Genomic DNA, 25,182 nt, shown 5'->3' on the forward strand with positions numbered 1-25,182 from the left:
GCCGCCTGCCGGCTGCCCGCGCACCCGCTCGGCGCGGGAAAGGCTTCATTCTAGCGAGTTTGCCCGTGCCGCAGACGATCCGGCCCCGCCGATATCACGGTTGCAGGCGCCCTCGTGCGGCCGTCGCCGCGAAGCCGGCGGCGCCGAGCAGCAGCACGGCCGCCGCGCCCCACAGCGCGGGGGAAAACGACCCGAAGCGCGCGGCCAGCGGCGCCGCGACGAGCGGGCCGAGAATCTGCCCGACCCCGTACGACGCGGTCGCATAGCCCATCAGCCCGGCGGCCCGCTCGCCGTGCAAGCGCCGCGCCTCGCGCATCGCAAACAGCGTGATCGCGGTGAACGGCAAGCCGAGCAGCGCACTGCCGACCGAGAAGCCGGCCGCGTTCGGCCACACGATCCCGGCGGCAATGCCGAGCGCCTGCGTCGCGCAACCGGCGGCGAGCAGCAGCCGGTTGTCCCAGTGCCCGGGCAGGCGCGCGGCGGTGATCGCGCCGACGATCAGCGCCGCGCCGAACATCGGCCAGAACAGGTCGGGCCACGGCGAACCGGCCGGCAGCGCGGCGCGCGCGATCACGGGCAGGAACGTCGCGGTGACGATGTAGCCGAAGCCCGGCATGCCGTACAGCACGACGAGCCATGCGGCGTCCGCGCGATGGCGGCGCGTATCGGCCGGCATCGCCGCGGTTGCGGCGGCCGCGTGCGGTGTGCCACCGCCCGGCGCGCCGGCTTGCGCCGGGGCCGTTGCAAACGTGCGCCAGATCACGACCGACAGCACGGCCGACAGCGCCGCGAAACCGAGCCAGCCCGCCGTCGCGTGCCGGCCGGCCAGCGCGCTGCCGATCAGCCCCGTCACCACGATGCCGACGCCGGGCCCGGCGTAGATCACCCCGCTCCACTCCGGCGCATGCAGTTCGGCCAGGCGCCGCAGCCCCCATTGCGACACGAACACGAACGTCCACGCGCTGACGACGCCCGCGACGAAGCGCACCGCGAGCCACACGGGCAGCAGGTGGCCGACGCCCATCGCGGCGGTGAGCAGCACGGTGGCCACGAGCCCGAAGCGCACCATGCGCGCGGGCGCCGCACGCAGCGCCGCGCAACTGACCGCGCCGACGAAATAGCCCGCGTAGTTCGCCGATGCGAGCCAGCCACCGGCCTTCAGGCCGATCGAGCCGTCCGCGAGCATCAGCGGCAACAAGGGCGTGAACGCAAAGCGGCCGACGCCGAGCACGACCGCGAGGCCGACCATGCAGGCCAGTGCGGCCGTGCGGGCGCGGCGGTCGGCTTGATCGGCGGGAGGCGCGCCGGCGGCGGCGGTCAGGGCATCGGAGCGGGACATGGCGGTATGGGCCGGCGTTCAACGCGCCGGCCGGATCGGCAATCGGAATGGTGTCATCCTAGCTTGACCAAACGTTCTTGAAAAATGAATAATTAAGAATCCATTCATCGCTCGGAGAGAATCATGGATCTGGCGGCGCTGGCGATTTTCCGGGCCGTGGTGCGCGAGAACGGCGTGACGCGCGCGGCAGCCAAGCTCAATCGCGTGCAGTCGAACGTCACGACGCGCATCAAGCAGCTCGAGGAGGAACTCGGCGCGGCGCTGTTCGTGCGCGACGGCCGCCGGCTCGTACTGACGCCGGCCGGGCACACGCTGCTGCCGTATGCGGAGCGCCTGCTCGCGCTCGCCGACGAGGCGCGCGACGCGGTACGCGAGGACACGCCGCGCGGGCGGCTGCGGCTCGGCACGATGGAAAGCACGGCCGCGAGCCGCCTGCCGACCGTGCTCGCGCGCTATCACCATGCGTGGCCCGACGTGTCGCTCGAACTGCTGACGGGGACGACGGGCTGCCTGATCGACCGCGTGCGCGACTTCGAGATCGACGCCGCGCTGTTCGCGCGCCCGCCCGCGCCGGACACGCTGCCCGACACGTTCGAGACGGTGCCGATCTTCCGCGAGGACCTGGCGCTGCTCACGCCACGCGGCCACCCGCCGGTGCGCACGCCGCGCGACGTGATCCTGCCGACGCTGATCGCGTTCGAGCGCGGCTGCACGTATCGCAAGTACGTCGAACAGTGGTACGCGGCGCACGGCGTCAAGCCGGCGCGCGTGCTCGAACTCGGGTCGTATCATGCGATCGTCGCGTGCGTCGCGGCAGGTGCGGGCATCGCGGTCGCGCCGCGTTCGGTGCTCGACCTGCAGCCCGAGACCGGCAACATCACCGCGCACGTGATCCCCGCACTGGAAGGCATCGAAACGCTGCTCGCGTGGCGGCAGGGTTATGCATCGGCCGCATTGGCCGCGTTGCGCGACATGCTCACCGAGGCCGCACGACAGCCGGACGGTACAGCGAAGCCGCCGGTCGCCGCGCCGGCCTGAATCGTCAGGCGGCCGGCACACGGTGTCACGGCGTACCAACAAAAAGACCCGACCGGCGCATGCCGATCGGGTCTTTTTCATTTCACGCGATGCCGCAACGAGACGGCATCGCCTCGGTCGGGACGATCAGAGCCGCGCTTCGATCCAGCCCTTCACGCCAGCCAGCGCACCCGGCAGGTTCGCCGGCTCGGTGCCGCCTGCCTGCGCCATGTCCGGACGGCCGCCGCCCTTGCCGCCGACCTGCTGCGCGACGAAGTTCACGAGTTCGCCGGCCTTGACCTTCTTGCTCGCGTCAGGCGTGACGCCCGCGATCAGGCTGACTTTGCCGCCTTCGACGGCCGCCAGCACGATCGCCGCGCTCTTCAGCTTGTCCTTCAGCTTGTCGACCGTTTCGCGCAACGTCTTCGCGTCGGCGCCGTCGAGCGTCGCGGCCAGCACGTACACGCCGCCGATTTCGACGGCCTGCTGCGCGAGCTCGTCGCCCTGGCTCGATGCGAGCTTCGACTTCAGCGCGCCCAGTTCCTTCTCGAGCGACTTCACCTGGTCCTGCACCTGCGCGATACGCTGCGTGAGTTCCGACGGCTGCGCCTTCAGCGCGGCCGCGGCTTCGTTCACGCGGGCGTCGAGTTCCTGCACGTAGCGCACCGCGTTGTCGCCGGTGATCGCCTCGACACGGCGGATGCCGGCCGCGACGCCGCCTTCGACGACGATCTTGAAGAAGCCGATGTCGCCGGTGCGATGCACGTGCGTGCCGCCGCACAGTTCGCGCGAGAAGCCGAGGTCGAGCACGCGCACTTCATCGCCGTACTTCTCGCCGAACAGCGCCATCGCGCCGCCCTTCACTGCTTCGTCGTACGGCATCACGCGCACGATGCCCGGCGCGTTCGCGAGGATTTCGTCGTTGACGATCTGCTCGACGCGACGGATTTCGTCGTCGGTCATCGGCGCGTTGTGCGCGAAGTCGAAACGGGTCTTTTCCGCGTCGACCAGCGAACCCTTCTGCTGCACGTGCGCGCCGAGCACTTCGCGCAGCGCCTTGTGCATCAGGTGGGTGGCCGAGTGGTTGCGCTGCGTGCGTGCACGGCGATGCGCATCGATTTCCGCGCGCAGCACGTCGCCGACCTTCAGCGTGCCCTGCTCCAGCGTGCCGTGGTGGCCGATCACGTCGGCCTGCACCTTCAGCGTGTCGGCCACCGCGAAGCGCGTCGCGGCGTTCGCGAGCACGCCCTGGTCGCCGACCTGGCCGCCCGATTCCGCGTAGAACGGCGTGTGGTCGAGCACGACCACCGCGTCCTGGCCGGTCTTCACTTCGTTGACGGACGAACCGTCGACGTACAACGCGACGACCTTCGCGTCGTCGAACGCGATTTCCTCATAGCCGTGGAACGTGGTCTTGGCGCCCGTGTATTCGAGGCCCTGCGCGGCCTTGAACTTGCCGGCCGCGCGCGCCTGCTCGCGCTGGCGCGCCATCGCGTCGTCGAATGCCGGCTCGTCGACCGTCATCCCGCGCTCGCGGCACACGTCGGCCGTCAGATCCAGCGGGAAGCCGTACGTATCGTGCAGCTTGAACGCGAGCTCTCCGTCGAGCACCTTGCCGCCCTTCGCTTCGACGTCGGCCAGCGCGGCCTCGAGGATCGACATGCCGTGTTCGATCGTCTCGAAGAAGCGCTCCTCTTCCTGGCGCAGCACGTCGGTCACGCGCTGTTCGGCTTCCTTCAACTCCGGATACGCAACGCCCATCTCGGCGACGAGGTCGGCCACCAGCTTGTGGAAGAACGAACCCTTGCGGCCGAGCTTGTAGCCGTGGCGGATCGCGCGGCGCACGATCCGGCGCAGCACGTAGCCGCGGCCTTCGTTGCCGGGAATCACGCCGTCGACGATCAGGAACGAGCATGCGCGGATGTGATCGGCGATCACCTTCAGCGAGTTGTTCGTGAGGTCGCTGATCTCGGTCACGCGCGCGGCGGCCTTGATCAGGTTCTGGAACAGGTCGATCTCGTAGTTGCTGTGCACGTGCTGCAGCACCGCGGCGAGACGCTCGAGGCCCATGCCGGTGTCGACCGACTGCTTCGGCAGGCGCGTCATGTTGCCCTGCGCGTCGCGGTTGAACTGCATGAACACGAGGTTCCAGATCTCGATGTAGCGATCGCCGTCTTCCTCGGGCGACCCCGGCGGGCCGCCCCACACGTCCGGGCCGTGGTCGTAGAAGATTTCGGTACACGGGCCGCACGGGCCGGTGTCGCCCATCGTCCAGAAGTTGTCCGACGCGTAGCGCGCGCCCTTGTTGTCGCCGATGCGGATGATGCGCTCGGTCGGCACGCCGACTTCGTTCGCCCAGATGTCGTATGCCTCGTCGTCTTCCTGGTACACGGTGACCCACAGCTTGTCCTTCGGCAGCTGGTAGACCGTGGTCAGCAGCTCCCACGCGAACTTGATCGCGTCGTGCTTGAAGTAGTCGCCGAACGAGAAGTTGCCGAGCATCTCGAAGAACGTGTGGTGGCGCGCCGTGTAGCCGACGTTCTCGAGGTCGTTGTGCTTGCCGCCCGCGCGCACGCTGCGCTGCGCCGTCGTGGCGCGCGAGTACGGACGCGGGTCCGTACCGAGGAAGACGTCCTTGAACTGGACCATGCCCGAGTTCGTGAACATCAGCGTGGGGTCGTTACCGGGCACGAGGCTCGACGAGCGGACGATCGTGTGGCCCTTCGATTCGAAGAATTTGAGGAATTTCTCGCGGATTTCGGCAGCTTTCATGGCGTGCGGGGACAGTCTGGCAAAGACGGCTTCAAACGCCGGCGCCCTTGACGGAGCGCGCGGCGGCATGGATTCGGAAACGGTCGATTATACGGGATCGGGGCCGGCTTCCGGGCAAAGCGCCGGAAAGCGGCTCGGCCATCCGGCCGGCCCGGCTGGGCCACCCGCCGGGCCGATTCGCCTTAAGATGCTCGGCATGCCAACCGGCCGTGCCCGACAAGGCCAGCCATGAAAGGAGACGATTCGACGATGGGTGCCCTGAGCCATATCCGCGTGCTGGACCTCACCCGCGTGCTCGCGGGCCCGTGGTGCGCGCAGACGCTTGCCGATTTCGGCGCGGACGTGATCAAGGTCGAGCGCCCGGGCGCCGGCGACGACACGCGCCACTGGGGGCCGCCGTACCTGAAGGACGCGGACGGCGCGGATACCGCCGAGGCCGCGTACTACCTCGCGGCGAACCGCAACAAGCGCTCGGTGACGGTCGACATCGCGACGCCCGAAGGCCAGCAGATCGTGCGCGAGCTCGCCGCGCAGAGCGACGTCGTGCTCGAGAACTACAAGGTCGGCCAGTTGAAGAAATACGGGCTCGATTACGATTCGCTGCGCGCGGTGAAGCCCGATCTCGTCTACTGCTCGGTCACGGGCTTCGGCCAGACGGGCCCGTACGCGCACCGCGCGGGCTACGACTTCATCATCCAGGGGATCGGCGGCTTCATGAGCATCACCGGCGAGCGCGACGGCGAGCCGGGCGGCGGCCCGCAGAAGGCAGGCGTCGCGATCGCCGACCTCGCGACCGGCCTCTACTCGACGATCGCGGTGCTCGCCGCGCTCGCACACCGTGACCGGACGGGCGAAGGCCAGTACATCGACATGGCGCTGCTCGACGTGCAGGTCGCGCTGCTCGCGAACATGAACACCAACTTCCTCGCGAGCGGCAAGCCGCCGGTGCGCTGGGGCAACGCGCATCCGAACATCGTGCCGTACCAGACGTTCCAGACGCGCGACGGGTGGATCATCGTCGCGGTCGGCAACGACGGCCAGTTCCGCAAGTTCGTCGAGGCCGGCGGCCGGCCCGAGCTGGCGGACGACGAGCGTTTCGCGACGAACCCGTCGCGCGTGCGCCATCGCGACACGCTGGTGCCGATCCTCGCGGAGATGGTGAAGACGCGCGACAAGGCCGACTGGATCGGTGCGCTCGAAGCGGCCGGCGTGCCGTGCGGGCCGATCAACGATCTCGACGAGGTATTCGACAACGAGCAGGTCGTCGCGCGCGGGATGCAGGTGTCGCTCCCGCACCCGTGCGGCGCGGACGCGAAGCTCGTGCGCAACCCGATCCGGATGAGCGCGACGCCGCCCGACGCACGCACGGCCCCGCCGCTGCTCGGCGCGCAGACCGACGACGTGCTGCGCGACATGCTCGGCTACGACGACGCGAAGATCGCCGCGCTGCGGGCGAAACAGGCGATCTGAACGCGGTGGCGGGTGCGGGCGGGCGCGCGGCAGCGGCCTCAACCACTGCCCCGCCTCGTCAATCGCGGTGGCCGGCGCGGGTGCGGGCAGGCGCGCGGCAGCGGCCTCCACCACCGCCCGCGTCGTCAATCGCGGTGGGCGAGCGCGTCGAGCCAGGCGCGCGCCTCGGGCCAGTCGCCGAGCCCGCTGTCCGCGTTGATGTGGCCGCGCGGGCCGATATCGTGGAACGCACTGCCCCATGCGTTCGCACAGGTGCGGGCGAACGCGAGCGAGCCATAAGGATCGTCGCTGCTGGCAACGACGCAGGTCGGAAACGGCAGCCGTTCGTACGGCACCGGCCCGAAGCCGTGCGCATCGGCCGGGAACGCGGGACCGTCGGGATCAGGCAGCGCGACCAGCAACGCGCCGCGCACTTTCGCGAGCCCGGCCGGGCGCGCATAGCGCGTCGCCCACCACGCGGTGGTCAGCGTACCGAGACTATGGCCGGCAAGCAGCACCGGCCCGCGCGCGGCCTCGACCGCACGATCGAGTGCGAGGCACCAGCCGTTGCGGAACGCCCGGTCCCAGTCGGGCATCGCGACGCGCGAGAAACGTGCGTCGGCACGCTCCCAGCGGCTCTGCCAGTGGAGCGGGCCCGAATTGGCGTAGCCCGGCAGGACGAGAACGGGGAATCGAACGGGAAATCGGCTCATGGAAAGTGCGTCGACGCGTGAAATCGTTATGTTGCGTCGACGCAGTGTCGCACACCCGTTCCTCCCTGATGCTGCCTGTCTGATACCGGAAGGATGTGCGTGGGGTCGGGACGCGTCGAGCGCGGCGTCGCGACCGGACGGCGAGCCGCGCTGCAGGCGGCTCGCGTCATGTCTGTCGGTCAGCGCACGTTCGCGCCGACGATACCGCCCGCCGCGGCGCCGGCAACCGTGCCGAGCGGGCCGCCCGTCACCAGGTAGCCGAGCGCGCCGCCCGCGGCCGCGCCGATACCGGCGTTGCGTTGCGTATGCGTCATCGCGCATGCGCCGAGTTGCGACAGGGCCGCGACGATCACGGCGGTACGAACGATAAACGTGGTCTTCTTCATCATGATTTTTGGTGTCCTCCCGCCGCGCCGCAACCCGGGCGGCGGCATTGAATCGGTGGAGCCATCATAGGCAACAGCAAACGGCCCGGGCAATCCGATTTACGTCGTGTTACAGCCGACACAATATCGAGATAATCGCTCGAAACCCGCCCCCGCCATGCCGCAAGCCGCGCGGGACGGACCCCGGTCAGGTAGAATCACGGGATTAAACCGGCACGACGCGCCGACACAACCTGACGCTATCCGCATGAGCACCGAACGCAACGACGCCCCCGCGGCTTCCAATTTCATCCGCAACATCATCGACGACGACAACCGCACCGGCAAATGGGGCGGCCGCGTCGAGACACGCTTTCCGCCCGAGCCGAACGGCTATCTGCACATCGGCCATGCCAAGAGCATCTGCCTGAACTTCAGCGTCGCGCGCGACTACGGCGGCGTGTGCCACCTGCGCTTCGACGACACCAACCCGGAAAAGGAAAGCGTCGAGTACGTCGACTCGATCGTCGACGCGGTGCGCTGGCTCGGCTTCGACTGGCGCAAGGACGCGGTCGACCACCAGTACTTCGCGAGCGACTACTACGACAAGCTGTACGAGTTCGCCGAGTTGCTGATCCAGCGCGGCAAGGCGTATGTCGACAGCCAGAGCGCCGATGAAATGCGCGCGAACCGCGGCTCGCTGACGGAAGGCGGCAAGCCGTCGCCGTTCCGCAATCGCACGCCGGAAGAAAACCTCGACCTGTTCCGCCGCATGAAGGCCGGCGAGTTCAAGGAAGGCGAGCACGTGCTGCGCGCGAAGATCGACATGGCTTCGCCGAACATGAACATGCGCGACCCGGTGATCTACCGGATCCGCTACGCGCACCACTACCGCACCGGCGACGCATGGTGCGTGTACCCGATGTACGACTACACGCACTGCATCTCGGACGCGCTCGAAGGCATCACGCATTCGCTGTGCACGCTCGAATTCGAGGATCACCGGCCGCTGTACGACTGGGTGTTGAACGAACTCGCGGAAGCCGGCGTGTTCACGCGCCCGCTGCCGCAACAGATCGAATTCTCGCGACTGAACCTCACGTACGCGATCACCAGCAAGCGCAAGCTGCTGCAGCTCGTCACCGAAGGCCACGTCGACGGCTGGGACGACCCGCGGATGCCGACGATCGTCGGCGTGCGCCGCCGCGGCTTCACGCCGGAGAGCATCCACCTGTTCTGCGAGCGGATCGGCGTGACGAAGATCGACTCGTGGATCGACATGAGCATCTTCGAAGGCGCGCTGCGCGACGACCTCGACGACAAGGCCGCGCGCACGGTCGCCGTGCTCGATCCGCTGAAGCTCGTGATCGACAACTACCCGGAAGACCTCGAAGAAGCGTGCACGGCACCCGTGCATCCGCACCACCCGGATCGCGGCGTGCGCACGTTCCCGATCTCGCGCGAGCTGTGGATCGAGCGCGAGGACTTCGTCGAGAACCCGCCGAAGGGTTATTTCCGCCTGTTCCCGGGCAACAAGGTGCGCCTGCGCTACGGTTACGTGATCGAGTGCACGGGCTTCGACAAGGACGCCGAAGGCAACGTGACGGCCGTGCACTGCAACTACTTCCCGGACAGCAAGTCGGGCACCGAGGGCGCGAACGCGTACAAGGTCAAGGGCAACATCCACTGGGTCAGCGCGAAGCATGCGCAGCCGGCCGAAGTGCGGATCTACGATCGCCTGTTCAAGGAGCCGCATCCGGACGCGGGCGGCGCGAACTTCCTCGAGGCGCTGAACCCCGATTCGAAGAAGATCGTGCAGGCGTACCTCGAGCCGGGCAACGGCGACATCGCGCCGGAAACGCGCCTGCAGTTCGAGCGTCACGGCTACTTCGTGGCCGACCGGGTCGATTCGAAGCCGGGCCAGCCCGTGTTCAACCGGATCGTCGGGCTGCGTGACAGCTGGGGCAAGCCGGCGTAACGGCATGCTTCGCGCGCGGCGGGCGGCTTCGCAAGCCGCCGTCGCGTGACCAACAAAAAAAAACCGGCCCCAAGGCCGGTTTTTTTGTGGCGTGCTAGGAAGCGAAAGCCCCGTCATGACGCAGCGCAAGCCGCGCTCATTCACCCGCCCGTCAACCGCCGATGCAACGCCACCAGCGACAGCTTCGTGCGAAACAGCCGCGCGAGGCTGCGGCTCGCATACGCGTCGATGTCGCCGGGCACGGTCCAGCGATACGCATCCATCTCGGGAATCATCGAGCCGTCGCGACGGCTCGGAAACAGCGACGTGCACGTGCACTGCGCGGGATCGATCTCGCCGTCGGCCACCTTCACCGCGAACAGGTGCAGGTCCTTGTCGTGCCGGTAAGCAAAGCGGCCGAGATCGAGCAACCGGGCCGGCGCGAATGCGATGCCGGTCTCCTCGAGCAGTTCACGCAGCGCCGCATCGGCCGGCGACTCGCCCGGCTCGCCCTGCCCCTTCGGGATGTCCCAGTGGGTGGTATCCGTCGCGTGGGCGAGGAACACGCGACCGGCCCCATCGAGGATCACGACGCCGCACGACACCGTGCGCGCCGCGCCGCCCCGCTTCATCACGCGCGTGCTCAGCGTTTCTGCAGCTGCCACTTGCCCGCGTCGCTCTTGCAATAGACGGGCTTGAGCGTCATCGTCTGGCCCTTCGCGGTGATGTCGGTGGCGATTTCACGGCAGGTCTTGCCGTCCGTCTCGGTCGTGGTCGGCGTGAGCTTCGCATCGATCTGCGTGCCGCGGCCGCTGCTCTGCCACGTCGTGGTCTCGCCGTCCTTGCCTTCGTCGCGCACCTGCACGACCGCCTTGGAAAGCGACGCACGGTCGGTCTTGCTGAAGTAGCTGAGCGGCGTGTCGTTCAGGAAGTTCAGGTTGTTCTGCGCATGGGCGGGCAGCATCGCTGCTGCGCACGCGGCGCCGGCCAGCACGCGCGTGACGACGGAAAGGGATGCACGCATCGACATGTTGTTCTCCTTGGATGTTCGATCGAACGGCGCGGTGCATGCCGGCGAACCGGCACGCACACTGCGCCTGTCAGCGAGCGAGGATAGCATGCGTGCCGTCCGCGCCGCCTGCTAGGGCCTGTTCACGCCAATGACGGGCTTGCGCTGGCCCTAGTGGCCGGCCGGCGCGGCCGTTTGCTGATATCCGTCGGTCAGCGTACCCAGGAACGCGATCACATCCTTGATCTCGGCCGCGTTCAGCGCCGGCTCCTCGCCGCGCTTGCGATCGAACGGCGCCTCGCGGTTGATGTTCGGCCAGTAGCGCTTGGGCAGGTCGTCGTAGATCTGCACCTTGCCGTGCACGACCGGATAGAACTTCTCCGGATGGATGTCGCGCTCGACGTAGAAGCGCATCACGTCCTCCAGCGTGTGATACACGCCGTTGTGGAAGAACGTCTTGCGCAGCGCGACGTTGCGCAGCGACGGCGTGCGGAACAGCCCGCAGAATTCGTCGCGGCCCTTCAGGTCGGTACGCTCGGGGCCGCACGCGCCGAGATCGTGGAAACGCGGGTCGCGATTGACGGGCAACGCGCGATTGCGCGGCACCGCGATCGCGATCAGCCCGAAATCGCTGAACTGCGGCGGCGTGCCGTCGAGCGCGCGCTGGCTGATGTGGCAGCTCGCGCAATTGCCCTTCTTCTCGTCGTTGAACAACTGCAGGCCGCGCAATTCGGCCGGCGTGAGCTGCGCATGGCCGGCGAGATACGCGTCGTACTTGCTCGTGTACGGCGAGAACAGTTCGGGCGTCTGCTCGAACGTCTCGAGCGCGCGCAGCACGGCCTTGAACGTGGCTGCGTCGTCGTCGAGCACCTTCACGCCGAACACCGCGCGGAACTCCTCCGCATACGGCGCGGCCTTCACGGCCTGCGCCACCTTCGCGGGCGAGCTGTTCATCTCGAACGGCGACGTGAGCGGAATGCGCGCCTGCTCGGCGCCCGTGTCGACCCGGCCGTCCCACGTGAGGCCGCCCGTCGGGCCCGCATCGACGCTCTCGTCGCCTTCGTCGTCGGAATCGTGGAAATGCTCGGTGAACTGCGGCACGCCCTGCAGGTACTTCAGCGACGGCACCGCGCGAAAACCGGGGCGCTTCATGTCGTCGCCGCCGAACTGCACGGCCAGCGCATTGGGCGGGCCGAATGCGTGATCGGGGCTGTGGCACGACGCGCACGCGAGCTTGCCGGAACCTGACAGCGTCGGGTCGAAGAAAAGTTGCTTGCCGAGCGCCGTCATCCGGCGCACGCCTTCGTAAACTTGTGCCCGCGTCTGCGGCCGGTTCGTCTCGACCACCGCGCCGCTGGCGGCAACCGTTGCGGACGCAACCACGTTCGCGGCGCCCGGCGCACTCGCCGCTTGCGCGGACTGCGCGGGCGGCGCACCCGCCCCCGGCTGTCCGTCACAGCCGGCAAGCGTTGCAAGCGTGGTGGCCAGCGCGAATGCGCCGGTCAGGTGCAGCCACGAACGCGCGAACGCGCCGGGTGTCGGTTGGCGAGGCTTCATCGATTCGTCGGGAAGTGGGTTCAGGAGCGGCCGGAGTTTATGTCAGCCGCATGACCGTTACATGACGGCCAATCGACAGGCAATCGAAAGGACGCCTACACCCGGCTGTCAAATCGCACCCTCAAAATGCTTACAGCCGGACATGCCACGGTTGCCCTCGCGAACCGGCGGTACACGAATGCGCCGGTTTCCCACGCGACAAGAGAGATAGAGAGTACAACGGATGAAAAACCACGCCTGGATTCGCTTTACACCGATCGCCGTTGCCGCGGCGGCCGCCCTGACCGCCTGCGGCGGCGACGACGTGCAGCAGCAAGGTCTGTCGACGGTGAAGAACGTCGTCGTGATCTACGCGGAAAACCGCAGCTTCGACAACCTGTACGGCAACTTCCCGGGCGCGAACGGCCTGCAGAATGTGACTGCAGCAAGCGCGCAGCAGAAGGACCGCAACGGCCAGCCGCTCGCGACGCTGCCGAAGGCCTGGGGCGGCCTGACCGCGAAGGGCGTCACGCCGGCCGTGACCGAAGCGATGACGGCGAACCTGCCGAACGCGCCGTTCGCGATCGACGACCCGAACGGCTTCAACACGCCGATGAGCGTGACGACGCGCGACCTGTATCACCGCTTCTACGAGAACCAGATGCAGATCAACGGCGGCAAGAACGACATGTTCGCCGCGTGGGCCGACTCGGGGGGCCTCGTGATGGGCCATTACACGCCCGACGCGACGAAACTGCCGCTGTGGAAGATCGCGCAGCAGTTCACGCTCGCCGACAACTTCTTCATGGGCGCGTTCGGCGGCTCGTTCCTGAACCACCAGTACCTGATCTGCGCGTGCGCGCCGTTCTACGCGAACGCGGACAAGAGCCCGGCCGCCGGCTCGATCTCGGCCGTCGCCGCCGACGGCAAGTCGCTGCAGCTCGCGAGCAACTCGCCGGCGTCCGCGCTCGACGGCGTGCCGAAGTTCGTGAATTCGGGCAACCTGACGCCGGACTTCTACGCGATCAACACGATGCAGCCGCCGTACCAGCCGAGCGGCAACAAGGCCGCATCGGGCGGCGACCCGACCCTCGCCGATCCGTCGGCCGCGACCACGCTGCCGCCGCAGTCGCAACAGAACATCGGCGACCTGCTGACCAACGCGGGCGTGTCGTGGGCATGGTACAGCGGCGCGTGGAACCAGGCGCTGCAAGCCGCACAGAGCGGCACGGCGAACGTGATCTACGGCCCGAACATGACGGCGCCGAACTTCCAGCCGCACCACCAGCCGTTCAACTACTACGCGAACCAGGCGCCGGGCAGTGCGAGCCGCGCGCAGCACCTGCTCGACGGCGGCACCGACGGCAGCGAGTTCATCAAGGCGATCGACGCGGGCACGCTGCCGCAGGTCGCGTTCTACAAGCCGCAGGGCAACCTGAACGAGCACCCGGGTTACACGGACGTCGCGAGCGGCGACCAGCACATCGCGAACGTGCTCGCCCACCTGCAGGCAAGCCCGCAGTGGAAAAACATGGTCGTGGTCGTCACGTACGACGAAAACGGCGGCTTCTGGGATCACGTGGCGCCGCCGAAGGGCGACCGCTGGGGCCCGGGCACGCGGATTCCGGCACTCATCGTGTCGCCGTTCTCGAAAAAGGGCTTCGTCGACCACACGCAATACGACACCGCGTCGATCCTGCGCTTCATCACGCGCCGCTTCTCGCTGCCGCGTCTCGCGGGCCTGCAACAGCGCGACGACGCGTTGAAGGCGAACGGCGGGCAGCCGATGGGCGACCTGACGAACGCACTGCAACTGTCGCCGAACCTGTAACGGCGGAGCGACGCGGCAATGCACCGGCGAGTGCGTTGCCGGCCACGACACGGCAAGGGGCGGCTTCGGCCGCCCTTTGTCATGGCATAAACGCGAACGCAAGCACGGACGCGCCGCGTCACCCGCCGTACTTCAGCCCGGCGCCGTCGAGTGCGATGGCCAGGATCATCGCGCGTGCATTCGGCGGCGTCGGCCGACCACTCGGGAGGAACACGTCGTCCCCGCACGCGATCCGTGCGCCCGACGGCACGCAGACCCCGGCCCGCCGTGCCCGCCCGTTTTCCAGCGCTGCTCGCCGAAGTGCGCGCGTCCCGGCTCGACCCAACGTACGACCAGCAACCGCGCCGAACGCGCGAGCACCTGCACACGCGCTTCGGATTGCTCACGGCGCAAGGTGTCCCGTGAACGAAAAAAGAGGGGCCTGCCGCGACCGTCGAAACGGCAGGAGCCGGAGGTATGTCAGCGCCGGATCGTCATCCAGCTCGAAGTATTTAATCCGCACACGCACGGCGCGAACACCCGGGAAACGGAATCGATGCCGGTTCGGGGCTCCCCGCGCTTTTATTCTTCGCGCAAACCCGATACGCTTTCGAAATCTTGACGGCGCGCTCCGCGCCGCTCGTCTGCCATCCCGGGTCGCCCGCCATGAAACCGTATTGCCTGTCGCTGCTTGCCGGCATCCTCGCTGGTGTCGTCTACGGCGCGCTCCGCGTGAATTCGCCGGCGCCGCCGCTCATCGCGCTCACCGGCCTGCTTGGCATGTTGGCCGGCGAACAGATCCTGCCCGGCGGCACCACGAACGATCGCAAGCCGTCATGACGCAATCGTTCGCCGCCGGCCACGCATGACCAACGTCGAGCTGTTTCATTACCTGCTGCTGTTGATCTGCGGTGCGGGTGCACTCACGTGGCTCGCCGAGCGGATTTCGATTCCGCCGGCCGTCGTGCTGCTGCTCGGCGGCTGTGTGGTCGCGGTGGCCGGCAAGCGCGTACCCGACATGGACCCGGCGCTGCTGCTCGCGGCCGTGCTGCCGCCGCTGCTGATGTCGAGCGGGTTCTACACCGCATGGAAGGAATTCCGGCAGGAGCTTGCGCCGATCGCGTCGCTCGCGCTCGGCGCGGTAGTGTTCACCACCGTCGCGGTCGCACTCGCCGTGCATGCGGTGAACCCGGCGCTGCCATGGGCCGCATGCTTCACGCTCGGCGCGATCGTGTCGCCGCCGGACGCGGTCGCCGCGAAGGCGATCCTGCAGCGCCATCCGCTGCCCTCACGGCTCGTCGCGGTGCTCGAAGGCGAAAGCCTCGTCAACGATGCGTCGGGCCTGCTGCTGTACCAGATGGCCGTGTCGGCCGCGCTCGCCGTGTCGATCACGGCCGCGAGCGCCACCGGCCTGTTCTTCTCGCTCACGCTGATCGGCATCGCGGTCGGTCTCGCGTGCGGCCATGCGATGAGCTGGGTGCTTCCGCGCCTGCGCGATCCGATGCTCGGCATCGTCGTGACCTTCGCGATGGCGTGGGGCAGCTACGGGATCGCGGAAGCCGTCGAAGGCTCGGGCGTGCTGTCCGTGGTGACCTGCGGCCTCGTGCTCGGCGTGCGCCAGCATCGCGTGTTCGACGCCGACATGCGGATCAAGGCGAAGGCGACGTGGGAAGCGATCGTGTTCGTGCTCGACGCACTCGTGTTCATCCTGATCGGCCTCGCGCTGCACGCGATCCTCGCACGCGTGAACCATGAAGGCGCGGTGCTGATGGCCGGCCTGCGCGTCGCGCTGCCCGCCACCGCCGCCGCGATCGCTGCGCGCATCGTGTGGGTGTTCGTCGCGATGTGGCTGCCGGGCCGCCTGCGCGCGCCGCGCGCCGGCCACGCACCGTGGTCGTGGCGCGAGGCCGTCGTGCTCGGCTGGTCGGGCATGCGCGGGGTCGTGAGCCTCGCGGCCGCGATCGCGCTGCCCGCCCAATTCCCCGGCCGCGACCTGATCCTGTTCAGCACGTTCCTGTTGATCATCGCCACGCTCGTCGTGCAGGGCGGCACGCTCGCGCCGCTGATCCGCGTGCTGAAGCTGCGCCCGGCCGCGCGGCACACGATGTCCGAGCATGCGGTGCGCGCGCATGCGTTCGGCGCGGCGCTCGACGAACTCGACGCGCTCGACAAGCGCGGGTCGACCCTCGAGCGGCCGTCGCTCGAGCGCCTGCTCGTCGAGTACCGGAACCGCGTCACCTTCAACGAACGCGCGCATCGCCAAGGCGCCGAACCGGCCAACGTGCGCTCGCGCATGCTGCGTGTCGAACTCGAACTCGTCGGCGTGTCGCGCCGTGCGCTGCTCGACCTGCATCGCGACGGCAAGGTCGACGACGCCGTGCTGCACCGGATCGAATCGGAACTCGATTTCGAGGAACTGCGGCTGCAGCGGCTGCTCGAACCGTAACGCCCGGCCACGCCGCCGGCCTTCCCCTTTCTCCCCATGGAACTGCAATGAGCGAACTGTCCGTCGAAGCGAGCATCGGCTCCGTCGATTACCTCGTCCACTTCAGCGACGGCGCCCACCAGTGGCGCGCCGACGAACCGGCGTCACTGGGCGGCGGCGATGCGGCACCCACGCCCGTCGCGCTGCTGCTGTCGAGCCTCGGCGCATGCACCGCGATCACGCTGAAGATGTACGCGCAGCGCAAGGGCTGGCCGCTCACCGAAGTGCACGTGAAGCTCGCGCACGAATCGGCCGGCACCGGCAGCACGATCGTGCGCCGCATCACGCTGGAAGGCGACCTGTCGGGCGAGCAGCGCGAGCGCCTGCTGCAGATCGCGAACGCGTGCCCGGTGCACAAGATCCTCATGCATCCGATCACCATCGACACGGCGATCGCCTGACGCGTCCCGCCTCGACCACGAGACCCCACCATGTCCGCCTCGATCAAGACCCTGCTCACGCCGCGCGAAAGCGACATCGGCAACCTCGTCGTGCGTCGCGTGCTGCCCGCGCGCGCCGCGCGCCTCGTCGGCCCGTTCATCTTCTTCGACGAGATGGGGCCGGCCGTGTTGCCGGCCGGCCGCGGCATCGACGTGCTGCCGCATCCGCACATCGGCCTCGCGACCGTCACCTACCTGTTCGACGGCTCGCTGATGCATCACGACAGCCTCGGCTTCCGGCAGAAGATCGTGCCGGGCGACGTGAACTGGATGACGGCCGGCCGCGGCATCGTGCATTCGGAGCGCTCGCCCGACGAAGACCGGCCGCACGATCAGCCGGTCCATGGGATCCAGACCTGGGTCGCGCTGCCGGTCGAGCATGAAGACACCACGCCCGCGTTCGTCCATCATGCGGCCGAGACGCTGCCGTCGTTCACGCGTGACGGTGCGAGCGTGCGCGTGATCGCGGGTACCGCGTTCGGGCTCACGTCGCCGGTCGCCGTGTTCTCGCCCACGCTCTATGCGTATGCGGAATTCGCCGCAGGCGGCACGCTCGCGCTCGACGCCGAACATGAGGAGCGCGGCGTGTACCTCGTCGACGGCGACCTCGCCATCGACGGCACCCCGCTCGCCCCCGCGACGATGGCCGTGCTCGAACCCGGCGCGACCGTGGCGCTCGCCAGCGCGAACGGCGCACGCGTGATGCTGCTCGGCGGTGCGCACCTGCCGGGCGAGCGTTTCATCGAATGGAATTTCGTGTCGAGCGCGCGCGCGAAGATCGACGCGGCGCGTGCGGCGTGGGCCGATCAGACCTTCGGCAAGGTGCCGGGCGAAGAAAACGAGTGGACGCGCCAGCCGGAACGCAAGGCGTAGTAAACGCCCGATAGTTGACGCGACATGCGCCCCCTGCGGGAGAGTCGTGAGACACGAGCCCGGCCGGGCTGCGGCAAATGACGGAATGCCCGGGTTGGGTGTCGACCGAACCCGGGCGGCATCGGGTCAACCGCCGCCGCACACCGCGCCGGCCGCCACGCCTTTCAGCGCTTCAATCCCATCAGCTTCGCGAGCGTCGGCCACCGGTCGAGCGACTCGATGAACGCGCGGCGCGCCTGTTCGTCGACGTAACGCTCGGGATCGAGCGCGGGCAGATGCCGCGCGAGACCGATCACGTCGTTCGGTTGCGACAGGCGATCGTCATCGGCGTCGCCGGGAAGCATTACTGTTCGTCGATCCATACGCCATCCGGAGTTTTCACCGAGTAGCCCGCGGCCGTCTGCATCGTCACCGTGCCCTCGTTCTCGCCCACCATCCGCGTGCGCGGCAGGTCGGCCGCATACTGCGCGAGCGTCGTGCCCGGCTTGAACGGGCTGTTCGACACGAGGTTCGACAGCAGTTGCGCGAGCGCGAGGAAGCTGGTCGGCTGATCGATCACGGTCGTCGCGCCGTGGTTGCCGGTAAAGCCGATGAGCCGCACGCCGACCGGCCCGTGCACGATGCGCGGCGTCGGGATCTCGCGCAGGCCCGCGACCTGGTTCTTGTCGCCGCGCAGCGCGGCGCCGTGCTCGGGCACGAACACGATCACCGCGCGGCGGCCCGATTGTGCGATCAGGTCGGCGAGGCGGTCGAAGTCGTCCATCAGCTTCGTGGCGCGCTGCGGATACGAGTCGATGCTCGTCAGCGAGCTGCCGACGATCCGGTTGCCGTCATGCAGGCTGATCGTGTTGTAGTACAGCGCGACCGGGCCCGGCACCGACGCGCGCTGCGCATACCAGTTCGCGAGCGTCGAGTAGTCGTCCTTGATCGCCGAGCCGTCGAACGCGTGCATCGCGACGGGCGCGGCCGCGTTCGACACCGGCGGTGCGTCGGGCACCCCGATGTTGTCGTGGACCACCTGCAGGAAGTTGTCGAAATGGCCGTCGTGGTTCAGCAGCGACTGCACCTTGTAGCCCGCGCTCGCCAGTTGCGAGAACAGGTAGCACTGCTGCGGCGCCGGCTTGTACAGGTCGGCGTGCGCTTCCTGCCCGCAGCTCGCGCGCAGCACGCGGATTGCCGCCGGGCCGCTGTAGCTCGCGGCCGTGCTGAAATTGGTGAACAGGTAGTCGAAGTGGCTCAGCATCGGATGGTTGCGCACCTTCGCGGCATCGAGGTCGTCCCACGACAGCGAGCAGATGTGCAGCACGATCACGTCGAACTGCGTGGCCGGATCGCTGCCGAGATGGCCGAACGCGACCTGCCGCTGCGATTCCTGCGTGCGGAACGTCGCGAGCGCGGCGTTGTGATCCTCCGGCTGGCCGGCGAGCGTCGTGCCCGTCGTGTTCGCCTGCTGCGGAGGCGGTGCGACGACGCGCGCCATCAGCCCGCTGCCGGCCTGCCACAGCGGCATCACGATCAGCACCGCCAGCACGAACGTCGCGACGCGCAGCCAGCGGTTGACGACGAAGTAGACGATCAGCGCGCCGGCCACTGTCAGCAGCAGCACTGGCGGCAGCAGGCGCGGCAGCAACTCCATCCAGTAGTCGAGGCGGAACGTGCTCACTTCGCGTGCGGCCTCGACGAGCCGGGCGAGCGGCGGCGCATGCATCTCGCGTGCGAGCAGCGGCACCGCGATCGCGATCGCGACGAGCTGCCGGACGATGCGCCACGCACGCCGTCGGATCGGTGCGCTCGCCGCGAGCGTCACCGCGAACGCGAGGTTCGCGAGCCAGAACGGCTCCAAGTGCCCGGTCGCGAACAGCGCGAACTTCAGGATGAAATACAGATTCCAGAACGTCATCTAACCCACTCCGTGATGAGCGCCGCGTCAGTCGCGCGCCCGATCGAGTTTCGGCGCCAGCATCGCCTGCAGGCCGCGCGCCGCACCCTTCCACATCCGTACATAGCCTTCCAGGCCGATACGCAACACTTCCTTCAGCCCGCCGAGCGGCGTGTCGAGGCGCTCGCCTGCGTGCCAGTCGAGCCACGCGTCCGCGCGGCCGAACGTGCATTGCACGAGCTGGCGCTCCTGTTCGAGCGTCAGTGCCTCGAAGCTCACGCCGACGTGGGTCGGCGTCACGCGGCTCACGCGCACCGGGAACGGGAACGGCCGGTCGCCGCGGGTCACGCACACCGTCAGCGTGTCGCCCACGGCGAGCGCAAGCCCCGGCACCGCTTCAAGGCCCAGGCCGCCGGTCGAGTAGTCGCTCGTGAAGCACGCGGCCGTCGAGCCGTCGGCGAGCAGCAGCGTGGCCGGCACGCGCATCGCGATCCGGTGCGTGACGCGCACCTGCCTGGTCTCGCGCGCAACGGCCAGCGCCGCGCCGAGCATCGCGAGGTTGTACACGGTCCAGCCGAGCGTGATCAGGATCGTCGACGCCTCGTCGCCCTGGTCGGCCACGAGCCGCCACAGGCCGGCGAGGATCGCGAGCACGTTCATCCCGAACAGCACCAGGTACGGCTTCGACGTCGACCAGTCGACGTAGCCTTCGTCGATCTTGCCGCCCTTGTCGGTCACGTTGAACTTGCCGTGCTTCGGACTGAAGAACGCGACGGTGGTCGGCAGCGCGATGTACCACGCGAGCACCGATTCGTAGACCTCGGCCCAGAACGAGTGGCGGTAGCGCCCCTGCATCCGCGAGTTGGCGACGTTCGCCAGCACGAGATACGGGATCACGTAGCTCGCGAGCGCGACCGCGGACGCGTTGATGAAGTACAGGTGGAAGAACAGGTACGCGAGCGGGATCGTCAGGAACACCAGCCGCGGAATCCCGTAGAAGAAGTGCAGCATCGCGTTGCCGTAGCAGATCCGCTGGATGAGGCCGAGCCCGCGCCCGAGGAACGGGTTGTCGATGCGGAAGATCTGCGCCATCCCGCGCGCCCAGCGCGTGCGCTGCTTCACGTGGCCCGCGAGGCTTTCGGTTGCGAGACCGGCCGCCTGCACGGTCGGCAGGTACGCCGACGTATAGCCGCGCCGGTGCAGCTTGAGCGCCGTGTGCGCATCCTCGGTCACGGTCTCGACCGCGACGCCGCCCACCTCTTCCAGCGCGCTGCGCTTGAGCACCGCGCACGAGCCGCAGAAGAACGTCGCGTTCCACAGGTCGTTGCCCGACTGCACGAGGCCGTAGAACAGGTTGCCCTCGTTCGGGATCTCGCGGAACGTGCCGAGGTTGCGCTCGAACGGATCGGGCGAGAAGAAATGGTGCGGCGTCTGCACGAGTGCGCACTTCGGGTCGCGCAGGAACACGCCCATCGTCGTCTGCAGGAACGAGCGCGTCGGCACGTGATCGCAGTCGAAGATCGCGATGTATTCGCCGTGCGTCTTCGGCAGCGCGCGGTTGATGTTGCCGGCCTTCGCGTGGCGGTTGTCGTCGCGCGTCACGTAGTCGATGCCGGCCTCGCGCGCGAACGCCTCGAATTCGGGGCGCTTGCCGTCGTCGAGCAGGTACACGCGCAGCTTGGCGCTCGGCCAGTCGATGCTCTGCGCGGCGAATACCGTCGGCTTCACGACCGACAGCGGTTCGTTGTAGGTCGGGATGTAGATGTCGACGGTCGGCCAGGTGTCCGGATCGTCGGGCAGCGGCACGATCGTCCGGTCGAGCGGCCATGCGGTCTGCACGAAGCCGAGCAGCAGGATCATCCACGTATAGGCTTCCGCGCCGTACAGCAGGTAACCGGCGACGGCCTCGACCGGGCCGCGGAAATCGAGCGTCTGCGTGGTGCGCCACCACACGTAGCGCAACGTCGCGAGCAGCGCGAGCGACGCGAGCGCGAGCGTCGGCAGATGGCCCGGCAGGCGGCGCAGCATGAGCGCGAGCACCGCGACGATCGCGAAGAACGCGAACTGCGCGCCGGGCATCAGCGGCGACATCCCGGCTGCGGCCCACAGGAGCGCGCCGGCCACGAGCAGCAGCGGCGCGAGCCAGCGGCGCCGGCCGACGCCGTTCGCGCGCGCATCGAGCCAGCCGCCCCAGCGCACCCACGGCAGGCGTTCGAGCTTCGCGTTGATCCACCGGCCGACCGCGCGCCCGACCACGTAGACGGGCACGACATACTTGTCGAACCACGCGAGCGGATCGCGCGCGGGCCGGCCGTCGGCCGTGCGCGGCGCGCGCACGATCGTGCGCCACAGCCATTCGCGCGGGCTGAGCGGCTGCAGCACGCCCCACTCCTGCGCAAGCCGCAGGGACGCGACGCGCACCCAGCGGCGCACGTAGTCAGGGCGGCCCGGCGGCGGCGCGTGGAAGAACAGCCGCACGAACCAGTCGACCAGCGTGCGTTGCGCCGGCAGCCCGATGCCGCGTGCGAGCCAGTCGGCCGCGCGGCGGCCGACTGCGCGCAGGCGCGGCGCGAAGCCCGCGTTCATCGCGCCGCTCCGCGGCGACCGGCGGCGCCCGCCGCCAACCACGCATCGACCCAGTTCGCGACGCCGTTCAGGTCGTGCGACGCCTGCGAATACGGCGCGTCGTCGAAGATCCAGCTGCCGCGCGCGAGTGCTTCGGGCACGGCCGCATCGACGTGGATGCGCTGCTCGAGCATCGATGCCGGCCCCGCGACCGCGCGCAGCATGCCAAGCGCGTCGCGCTGCATGTCGCGCGCCGGATTCAGCCGGTTGACGACGATCTGCAGTTCGCCGCCGCCGGCCCGCAGCGCACCGAGCCGCGCGGCCGTCGTCGCGCACGCGGTCGGCTCGGGCGGCACGACGACGAGCGTCAGGTTCGCGCAGCGAATCGCCTGCTCGGCCTGCGTCGACGGATAGCGTGCGGTATCGATCAGCACGACGCCGTCGGCCGGCAGCGCGATTTCGTCGAGGGCGCGCGACAGCCACGCGGGATCGGCCGCGAGCCGCGCATCGCATGCGGCGGCACCGGCCGCGTCGAGCTGCCCGTACGGCACGAACAGCACGCCGTCGGCGTTGCGCCACGTATGCGCATGCCACGGCTCGGCGCCGCCGAGCACGCTTTGCGCGAGGCCGTGCTCGGCCAGCGTGTCGAGGCCGAGCGTCGCACCCATCAGGTTCTGCGCATCGAATTCGACGGCGACGACCGGGCGGCCGCGGCGCGCCAGCAGCACCGCAAGCGCGGCCGTGAGCGTCGTGCGGCCCGCGCCGCCCGTCGTCGACGTAATGGCGATCGTCTTCATCGGGCCGCCTCGTCCGCACGCTGGCCGGGCTCGGCATCGGGCAGCAGCCGCCCGCGCAGCGCCACCGGCACGAGTTCGCAGGGCACGGCGTCGCGCCGGTCGATTCCGCGCGGCGCATGAAAGCCCCGGCCGATGCCGAGATGCTGCGCGACGATCCACACGGGCACCGCGATCACGGTGCCGACGATGAAACCGATGACGATGTCGGCGATCATGCGACCCCCTGCTTGCGCAGCGGCATCGCGCTGCGGATGGCGCCGCGCCTGGGCGCGGCAGGAATGACGGGTTCCGGCGCCGATGCGGCCGCGGCCGACGGCGTCGCACCGATCGCATCGAGCGCGACGATCGTATCGATCGCGTCGATCGCCACGCTCACTTCGCGCGGGTCGGGCAACGCCGCGCCGCGATCGGTGCGCGCGGACGGTGTGCGCCCGGCACGCGCCGGCTGCGTGGCCGCGAACAGATCGCTGTAGTCGGCGATCGGCGCGCGCCGGTTCTCGGCCTTCAGCGCATTGAGCTCGGTGTCGATGCTGCCGGAGCCGAGGCACACGACACGGTCGGACAGCGTCTCGACCGGCACGTCGAAGATGCGCGCGAGCGCGTCCTCCGCATCGGCCGGTTCGCACGCGAACAGGAACACGTACAGGTGCGCGGCATCGGCCGTCACGACGTCGCCCGTGCGGCGCGGCCGGCAACACCGCAGCGCGTCGACGTGCGACACGCCCGGCAGCAGCGCGATCTTCGCGAGCGTGTGCGGCAGCGCGAGCACGGCGCCGCGATCGAGCACCGCGCGAATCCGCTGGCAGAACGCGCCGACCGGCAGGTAGCCGAGCACCGAATCGCCGAGCGCGGCCGCGAGCGCCGCACGATAGTCGGCCGCGACGGGCCGCGCATAGAGCTGGCCGCGCAGCGCGTGCACGGCGGCCTGCATCCGCGATACCGGCAGGTCGCGCGCGACGACGCGGCTCGCACCGACGCTCAGCACCAGCATCTCGAACTGCTGGCGCAGCACTTCGCCGCGCTCGACGACCGCGATCTTCAGCGCACCGCCGCACTGCCGGCGCAGCGTGTGCACGTCCGCGCAGAGCGCTTCGAGCTGCGCATGCGAGCGGAACACGAGCACCGCGGTCGCGGCCTCGGCATGCGCGCACGCCGCGACGACGGCCGCGTTGTCCTCGACGATCTCCCAGCCGTCCGGCGCGCGGTTCGCGCCTTCGAGCACCGCGCGGCTGGCGACGACGCGATCCTCGTCGCTCGCGAGCTTCATCCGGTGCGCGGGCCCGGTCGCGCCGCCGTCGACGCTCGCCGACAGCCGGCCGCCCGGCGCAAAGCGCAGCGGCCGTACTTCGCCGGCCGCGAGCGTGTCGCCCGCCCGCCAGAAATCGACGACCCATAGCAACTCGCCGTGCGTTCGCTGCAACTGCGCGACGCCCGAGCAGATACCGTGGAAGCCGCTGCGCGTCGTGCGAGCCGCGTCGCGGACGAGCGGAGCATCGTCGGTGCGCGCTGCGTCGCCCGCCCGGGTCGCTTCGGGATCGAGCAGCAGCACGAGCGCGATCCGGCGCGTGCGGCACCATTCGGCGAGTGCGTGCGCCTCGTCGGCGAGCGCGATCGGGTCGTCCCAGCTGAACCAGCGCTGCGCGCCCTCGACGAAGTACAGCGAGCGCGCGCGAAAACCGTAGCGCTTCATCGCGCGCAGGCCGCCGGTCAGCCGTGCGAACGGGCCCGGCGCCGCGCGGCGCGGTGCATCCGCCGTTGCGCCGGCGTCGGTGTTGTCGCCGTTGGCCGGTTCGGCCGCGGGCGGCATTGCCAGCACGTTCAGGTTACGGGGCCAGCCGGCCGGCTGCGCGCCGCCGGCGAAGCCGCGCGCCTGCATCTGTGCGGCGACGTGCGCCGCCTCGCGCGCAAGCACGACCGTCACGTCGCGCGTGCGCGCCTGTCGCGCGCTCTCCCACACGAGCGCGTCGCAGGCCGGCGTGCCGCCGGCCGCATAGATCGCGTACAGGCCGCCGGCTTCCAGTTGCGTCCAGGCATCGGGCAAGCCGTCGATCGCGAGCCGGCTCACCGTGCCGGCGCGGCCGCCGGCCGGCCCCGCGCCCAGCAGCGCACGCAGGCGGCCCAGCAGGCCGGCGGCGCCGAGCGCGGGACGGGTGGCATCGAGTTCCGTAGTCACGGC

Annotated in this window: 20 protein-coding genes and 2 pseudogenes; 8 read left to right on the forward strand and 14 right to left on the reverse strand. The window is 69.2% G+C overall.

Going from position 1 to position 25,182, the window contains the following annotated elements:
• Positions 1-94 precede the first annotated feature (94 nt).
• Positions 95-1,339: a YbfB/YjiJ family MFS transporter gene (locus tag HWX39_RS32905; protein WP_175971749.1), complete on the reverse strand. Its 1,245-nt coding sequence runs from the start codon at positions 1,337-1,339 to the stop codon at positions 95-97.
• Positions 1,340-1,462: 123 nt separating this feature from the next.
• On the opposite strand from HWX39_RS32905, the gene HWX39_RS32910 reads away from it, so the two are divergent.
• Positions 1,463-2,377, forward strand: a complete 915-nt coding sequence (locus HWX39_RS32910) for a LysR family transcriptional regulator (RefSeq protein ID WP_175971750.1) — start codon at positions 1,463-1,465, stop codon at positions 2,375-2,377.
• Positions 2,378-2,503: 126 nt separating this feature from the next.
• Here HWX39_RS32910 and alaS read toward each other — a convergent pair whose 3' ends face one another.
• The gene (gene alaS, locus HWX39_RS32915) at positions 2,504-5,128 is read right to left on the reverse strand and encodes an alanine--tRNA ligase (protein WP_175971751.1); all 2,625 of its coding nucleotides are present in this window, start codon (positions 5,126-5,128) and stop codon (positions 2,504-2,506) included.
• A 249-nt stretch (positions 5,129-5,377) separates the two neighbouring features.
• Here alaS and HWX39_RS32920 point away from each other — a divergent pair, with 249 nt between their 5' ends.
• Positions 5,378-6,598 carry a CaiB/BaiF CoA-transferase family protein gene (locus tag HWX39_RS32920; RefSeq protein ID WP_175971752.1) on the forward strand — a complete coding sequence of 407 codons (1,221 nt, stop codon included), beginning with the start codon at positions 5,378-5,380 and terminating at the stop codon, positions 6,596-6,598.
• 125 nt (positions 6,599-6,723) lie between these two features.
• On the opposite strand, the gene HWX39_RS32925 is transcribed toward HWX39_RS32920, so the two are convergent.
• Both HWX39_RS32925 and HWX39_RS32930 read right to left on the reverse strand, forming a co-directional pair.
• Positions 6,724-7,290 (reverse strand): alpha/beta hydrolase, encoded by a 567-nt coding sequence (locus tag HWX39_RS32925; RefSeq protein WP_175971753.1) that lies wholly within the window; start codon positions 7,288-7,290, stop codon positions 6,724-6,726.
• A gap of 179 nt (positions 7,291-7,469) precedes the next feature.
• On the reverse strand, positions 7,470-7,679 hold the full coding sequence (locus HWX39_RS32930; RefSeq protein WP_011351716.1) for an ornithine acetyltransferase: 210 nt from the start codon (positions 7,677-7,679) through the stop codon (positions 7,470-7,472).
• 244 nt (positions 7,680-7,923) lie between these two features.
• On the opposite strand from HWX39_RS32930, the gene HWX39_RS32935 reads away from it, so the two are divergent.
• Positions 7,924-9,633 carry a glutamine--tRNA ligase/YqeY domain fusion protein gene (locus tag HWX39_RS32935; RefSeq protein WP_175971754.1) on the forward strand — a complete coding sequence of 570 codons (1,710 nt, stop codon included), beginning with the start codon at positions 7,924-7,926 and terminating at the stop codon, positions 9,631-9,633.
• A gap of 140 nt (positions 9,634-9,773) precedes the next feature.
• Here HWX39_RS32935 and HWX39_RS32940 read toward each other — a convergent pair whose 3' ends face one another.
• The 3 genes from HWX39_RS32940 to HWX39_RS32950 all read right to left on the reverse strand — a co-directional run bounded on the left by HWX39_RS32940 (position 9,774) and on the right by HWX39_RS32950 (position 12,178).
• Entirely contained in the window at positions 9,774-10,244 is a 471-nt protein-coding gene (locus HWX39_RS32940; RefSeq protein ID WP_175971795.1) for an NUDIX hydrolase, read from the reverse strand.
• An 11-nt stretch (positions 10,245-10,255) separates the two neighbouring features.
• Entirely contained in the window at positions 10,256-10,642 is a 387-nt protein-coding gene (locus HWX39_RS32945; RefSeq protein ID WP_175971755.1) for a hypothetical protein, read from the reverse strand.
• Positions 10,643-10,792: 150 nt separating this feature from the next.
• Entirely contained in the window at positions 10,793-12,178 is a 1,386-nt protein-coding gene (locus tag HWX39_RS32950; RefSeq protein ID WP_175971756.1) for a cytochrome c peroxidase, read from the reverse strand.
• Between the two features lie 223 nt (positions 12,179-12,401).
• On the opposite strand from HWX39_RS32950, the gene HWX39_RS32955 reads away from it, so the two are divergent.
• On the forward strand, positions 12,402-13,988 hold the full coding sequence (locus HWX39_RS32955) for an acid phosphatase (RefSeq protein ID WP_175971757.1): 1,587 nt from the start codon (positions 12,402-12,404) through the stop codon (positions 13,986-13,988).
• Positions 13,989-14,106: 118 nt separating this feature from the next.
• Here HWX39_RS32955 and HWX39_RS32960 read toward each other — a convergent pair.
• Positions 14,107-14,381 (reverse strand): annotated as a pseudogene (locus HWX39_RS32960) (DUF3331 domain-containing protein).
• A gap of 252 nt (positions 14,382-14,633) precedes the next feature.
• On the opposite strand from HWX39_RS32960, the pseudogene HWX39_RS32965 reads away from it, so the two are divergent.
• From HWX39_RS32965 to HWX39_RS32980, 4 genes and pseudogenes are all read left to right on the forward strand, one after another.
• Positions 14,634-14,768: pseudogene (locus HWX39_RS32965) on the forward strand (DUF1427 family protein); the annotation flags it as partial.
• A 64-nt stretch (positions 14,769-14,832) separates the two neighbouring features.
• Positions 14,833-16,413: a Na+/H+ antiporter gene (locus HWX39_RS32970; RefSeq protein WP_175971758.1), complete on the forward strand. Its 1,581-nt coding sequence runs from the start codon at positions 14,833-14,835 to the stop codon at positions 16,411-16,413.
• A gap of 47 nt (positions 16,414-16,460) precedes the next feature.
• Positions 16,461-16,853, forward strand: coding sequence for an OsmC family protein (locus HWX39_RS32975; RefSeq protein ID WP_175971759.1), 393 nt, complete (start codon positions 16,461-16,463; stop codon positions 16,851-16,853).
• Positions 16,854-16,883: 30 nt separating this feature from the next.
• Entirely contained in the window at positions 16,884-17,765 is an 882-nt protein-coding gene (locus tag HWX39_RS32980) for a pirin family protein (protein WP_175971760.1), read from the forward strand.
• A 164-nt stretch (positions 17,766-17,929) separates the two neighbouring features.
• Here the strand turns inward: HWX39_RS32980 and HWX39_RS32985 are convergent, their stop codons facing one another.
• The 6 genes from HWX39_RS32985 to bcsE are packed head-to-tail and all read right to left on the reverse strand — an operon-like array spanning position 17,930 to position 25,179.
• Entirely contained in the window at positions 17,930-18,127 is a 198-nt protein-coding gene (locus HWX39_RS32985) for a hypothetical protein (RefSeq protein ID WP_175971761.1), read from the reverse strand.
• Positions 18,109-19,665, reverse strand: a complete 1,557-nt coding sequence (bcsG, locus tag HWX39_RS32990) for a cellulose biosynthesis protein BcsG (RefSeq protein ID WP_175971762.1) — start codon at positions 19,663-19,665, stop codon at positions 18,109-18,111. Before bcsG ends, HWX39_RS32985 begins: the two co-directional genes overlap by 19 nt.
• Positions 19,666-19,692: 27 nt before the next feature.
• Positions 19,693-22,230, reverse strand: coding sequence for a UDP-forming cellulose synthase catalytic subunit (gene bcsA / locus HWX39_RS32995; protein WP_175971763.1), 2,538 nt, complete (start codon positions 22,228-22,230; stop codon positions 19,693-19,695).
• On the reverse strand, positions 22,227-23,006 hold the full coding sequence (bcsQ, locus tag HWX39_RS33000) for a cellulose biosynthesis protein BcsQ (protein ID WP_175971764.1): 780 nt from the start codon (positions 23,004-23,006) through the stop codon (positions 22,227-22,229). The genes bcsA and bcsQ overlap by 4 nt, the downstream gene beginning before the upstream one ends.
• Positions 23,003-23,221 (reverse strand): hypothetical protein, encoded by a 219-nt coding sequence (locus tag HWX39_RS33005; RefSeq protein WP_175971765.1) that lies wholly within the window; start codon positions 23,219-23,221, stop codon positions 23,003-23,005. Before HWX39_RS33005 ends, bcsQ begins: the two co-directional genes overlap by 4 nt.
• Positions 23,218-25,179: a cellulose biosynthesis protein BcsE gene (bcsE, locus tag HWX39_RS33010; RefSeq protein ID WP_175971766.1), complete on the reverse strand. Its 1,962-nt coding sequence runs from the start codon at positions 25,177-25,179 to the stop codon at positions 23,218-23,220. The genes HWX39_RS33005 and bcsE overlap by 4 nt, the downstream gene beginning before the upstream one ends.
• Positions 25,180-25,182 lie beyond the last annotated feature (3 nt).

Origin of the sequence: Burkholderia sp. BCC0322 (assembly GCF_902833045.1) — a bacterium.
Taxonomy (GTDB): Bacteria; Pseudomonadota; Gammaproteobacteria; order Burkholderiales; family Burkholderiaceae; genus Burkholderia.

Coding starts and splice junctions, on each gene's coding strand:
- HWX39_RS32905 (WP_175971749.1), bottom strand. CDS start 1,339: ATGTCCCGCTCCGATGCCCTGACCGCCGCCGCCGGCGCGCCTCCCGCC.
- HWX39_RS32910 (WP_175971750.1), top strand. CDS start 1,463: ATGGATCTGGCGGCGCTGGCGATTTTCCGGGCCGTGGTGCGCGAGAAC.
- alaS (WP_175971751.1), bottom strand. CDS start 5,128: ATGAAAGCTGCCGAAATCCGCGAGAAATTCCTCAAATTCTTCGAATCG.
- HWX39_RS32920 (WP_175971752.1), top strand. CDS start 5,378: ATGGGTGCCCTGAGCCATATCCGCGTGCTGGACCTCACCCGCGTGCTC.
- HWX39_RS32925 (WP_175971753.1), bottom strand. CDS start 7,290: ATGAGCCGATTTCCCGTTCGATTCCCCGTTCTCGTCCTGCCGGGCTAC.
- HWX39_RS32930 (WP_011351716.1), bottom strand. CDS start 7,679: ATGATGAAGAAGACCACGTTTATCGTTCGTACCGCCGTGATCGTCGCG.
- HWX39_RS32935 (WP_175971754.1), top strand. CDS start 7,924: ATGAGCACCGAACGCAACGACGCCCCCGCGGCTTCCAATTTCATCCGC.
- HWX39_RS32940 (WP_175971795.1), bottom strand. CDS start 10,244: ATGAAGCGGGGCGGCGCGGCGCGCACGGTGTCGTGCGGCGTCGTGATC.
- HWX39_RS32945 (WP_175971755.1), bottom strand. CDS start 10,642: ATGTCGATGCGTGCATCCCTTTCCGTCGTCACGCGCGTGCTGGCCGGC.
- HWX39_RS32950 (WP_175971756.1), bottom strand. CDS start 12,178: ATGAAGCCTCGCCAACCGACACCCGGCGCGTTCGCGCGTTCGTGGCTG.
- HWX39_RS32955 (WP_175971757.1), top strand. CDS start 12,402: ATGAAAAACCACGCCTGGATTCGCTTTACACCGATCGCCGTTGCCGCG.
- HWX39_RS32970 (WP_175971758.1), top strand. CDS start 14,833: ATGACCAACGTCGAGCTGTTTCATTACCTGCTGCTGTTGATCTGCGGT.
- HWX39_RS32975 (WP_175971759.1), top strand. CDS start 16,461: ATGAGCGAACTGTCCGTCGAAGCGAGCATCGGCTCCGTCGATTACCTC.
- HWX39_RS32980 (WP_175971760.1), top strand. CDS start 16,884: ATGTCCGCCTCGATCAAGACCCTGCTCACGCCGCGCGAAAGCGACATC.
- HWX39_RS32985 (WP_175971761.1), bottom strand. CDS start 18,127: ATGGATCGACGAACAGTAATGCTTCCCGGCGACGCCGATGACGATCGC.
- bcsG (WP_175971762.1), bottom strand. CDS start 19,665: ATGACGTTCTGGAATCTGTATTTCATCCTGAAGTTCGCGCTGTTCGCG.
- bcsA (WP_175971763.1), bottom strand. CDS start 22,230: ATGAACGCGGGCTTCGCGCCGCGCCTGCGCGCAGTCGGCCGCCGCGCG.
- bcsQ (WP_175971764.1), bottom strand. CDS start 23,006: ATGAAGACGATCGCCATTACGTCGACGACGGGCGGCGCGGGCCGCACG.
- HWX39_RS33005 (WP_175971765.1), bottom strand. CDS start 23,221: ATGATCGCCGACATCGTCATCGGTTTCATCGTCGGCACCGTGATCGCG.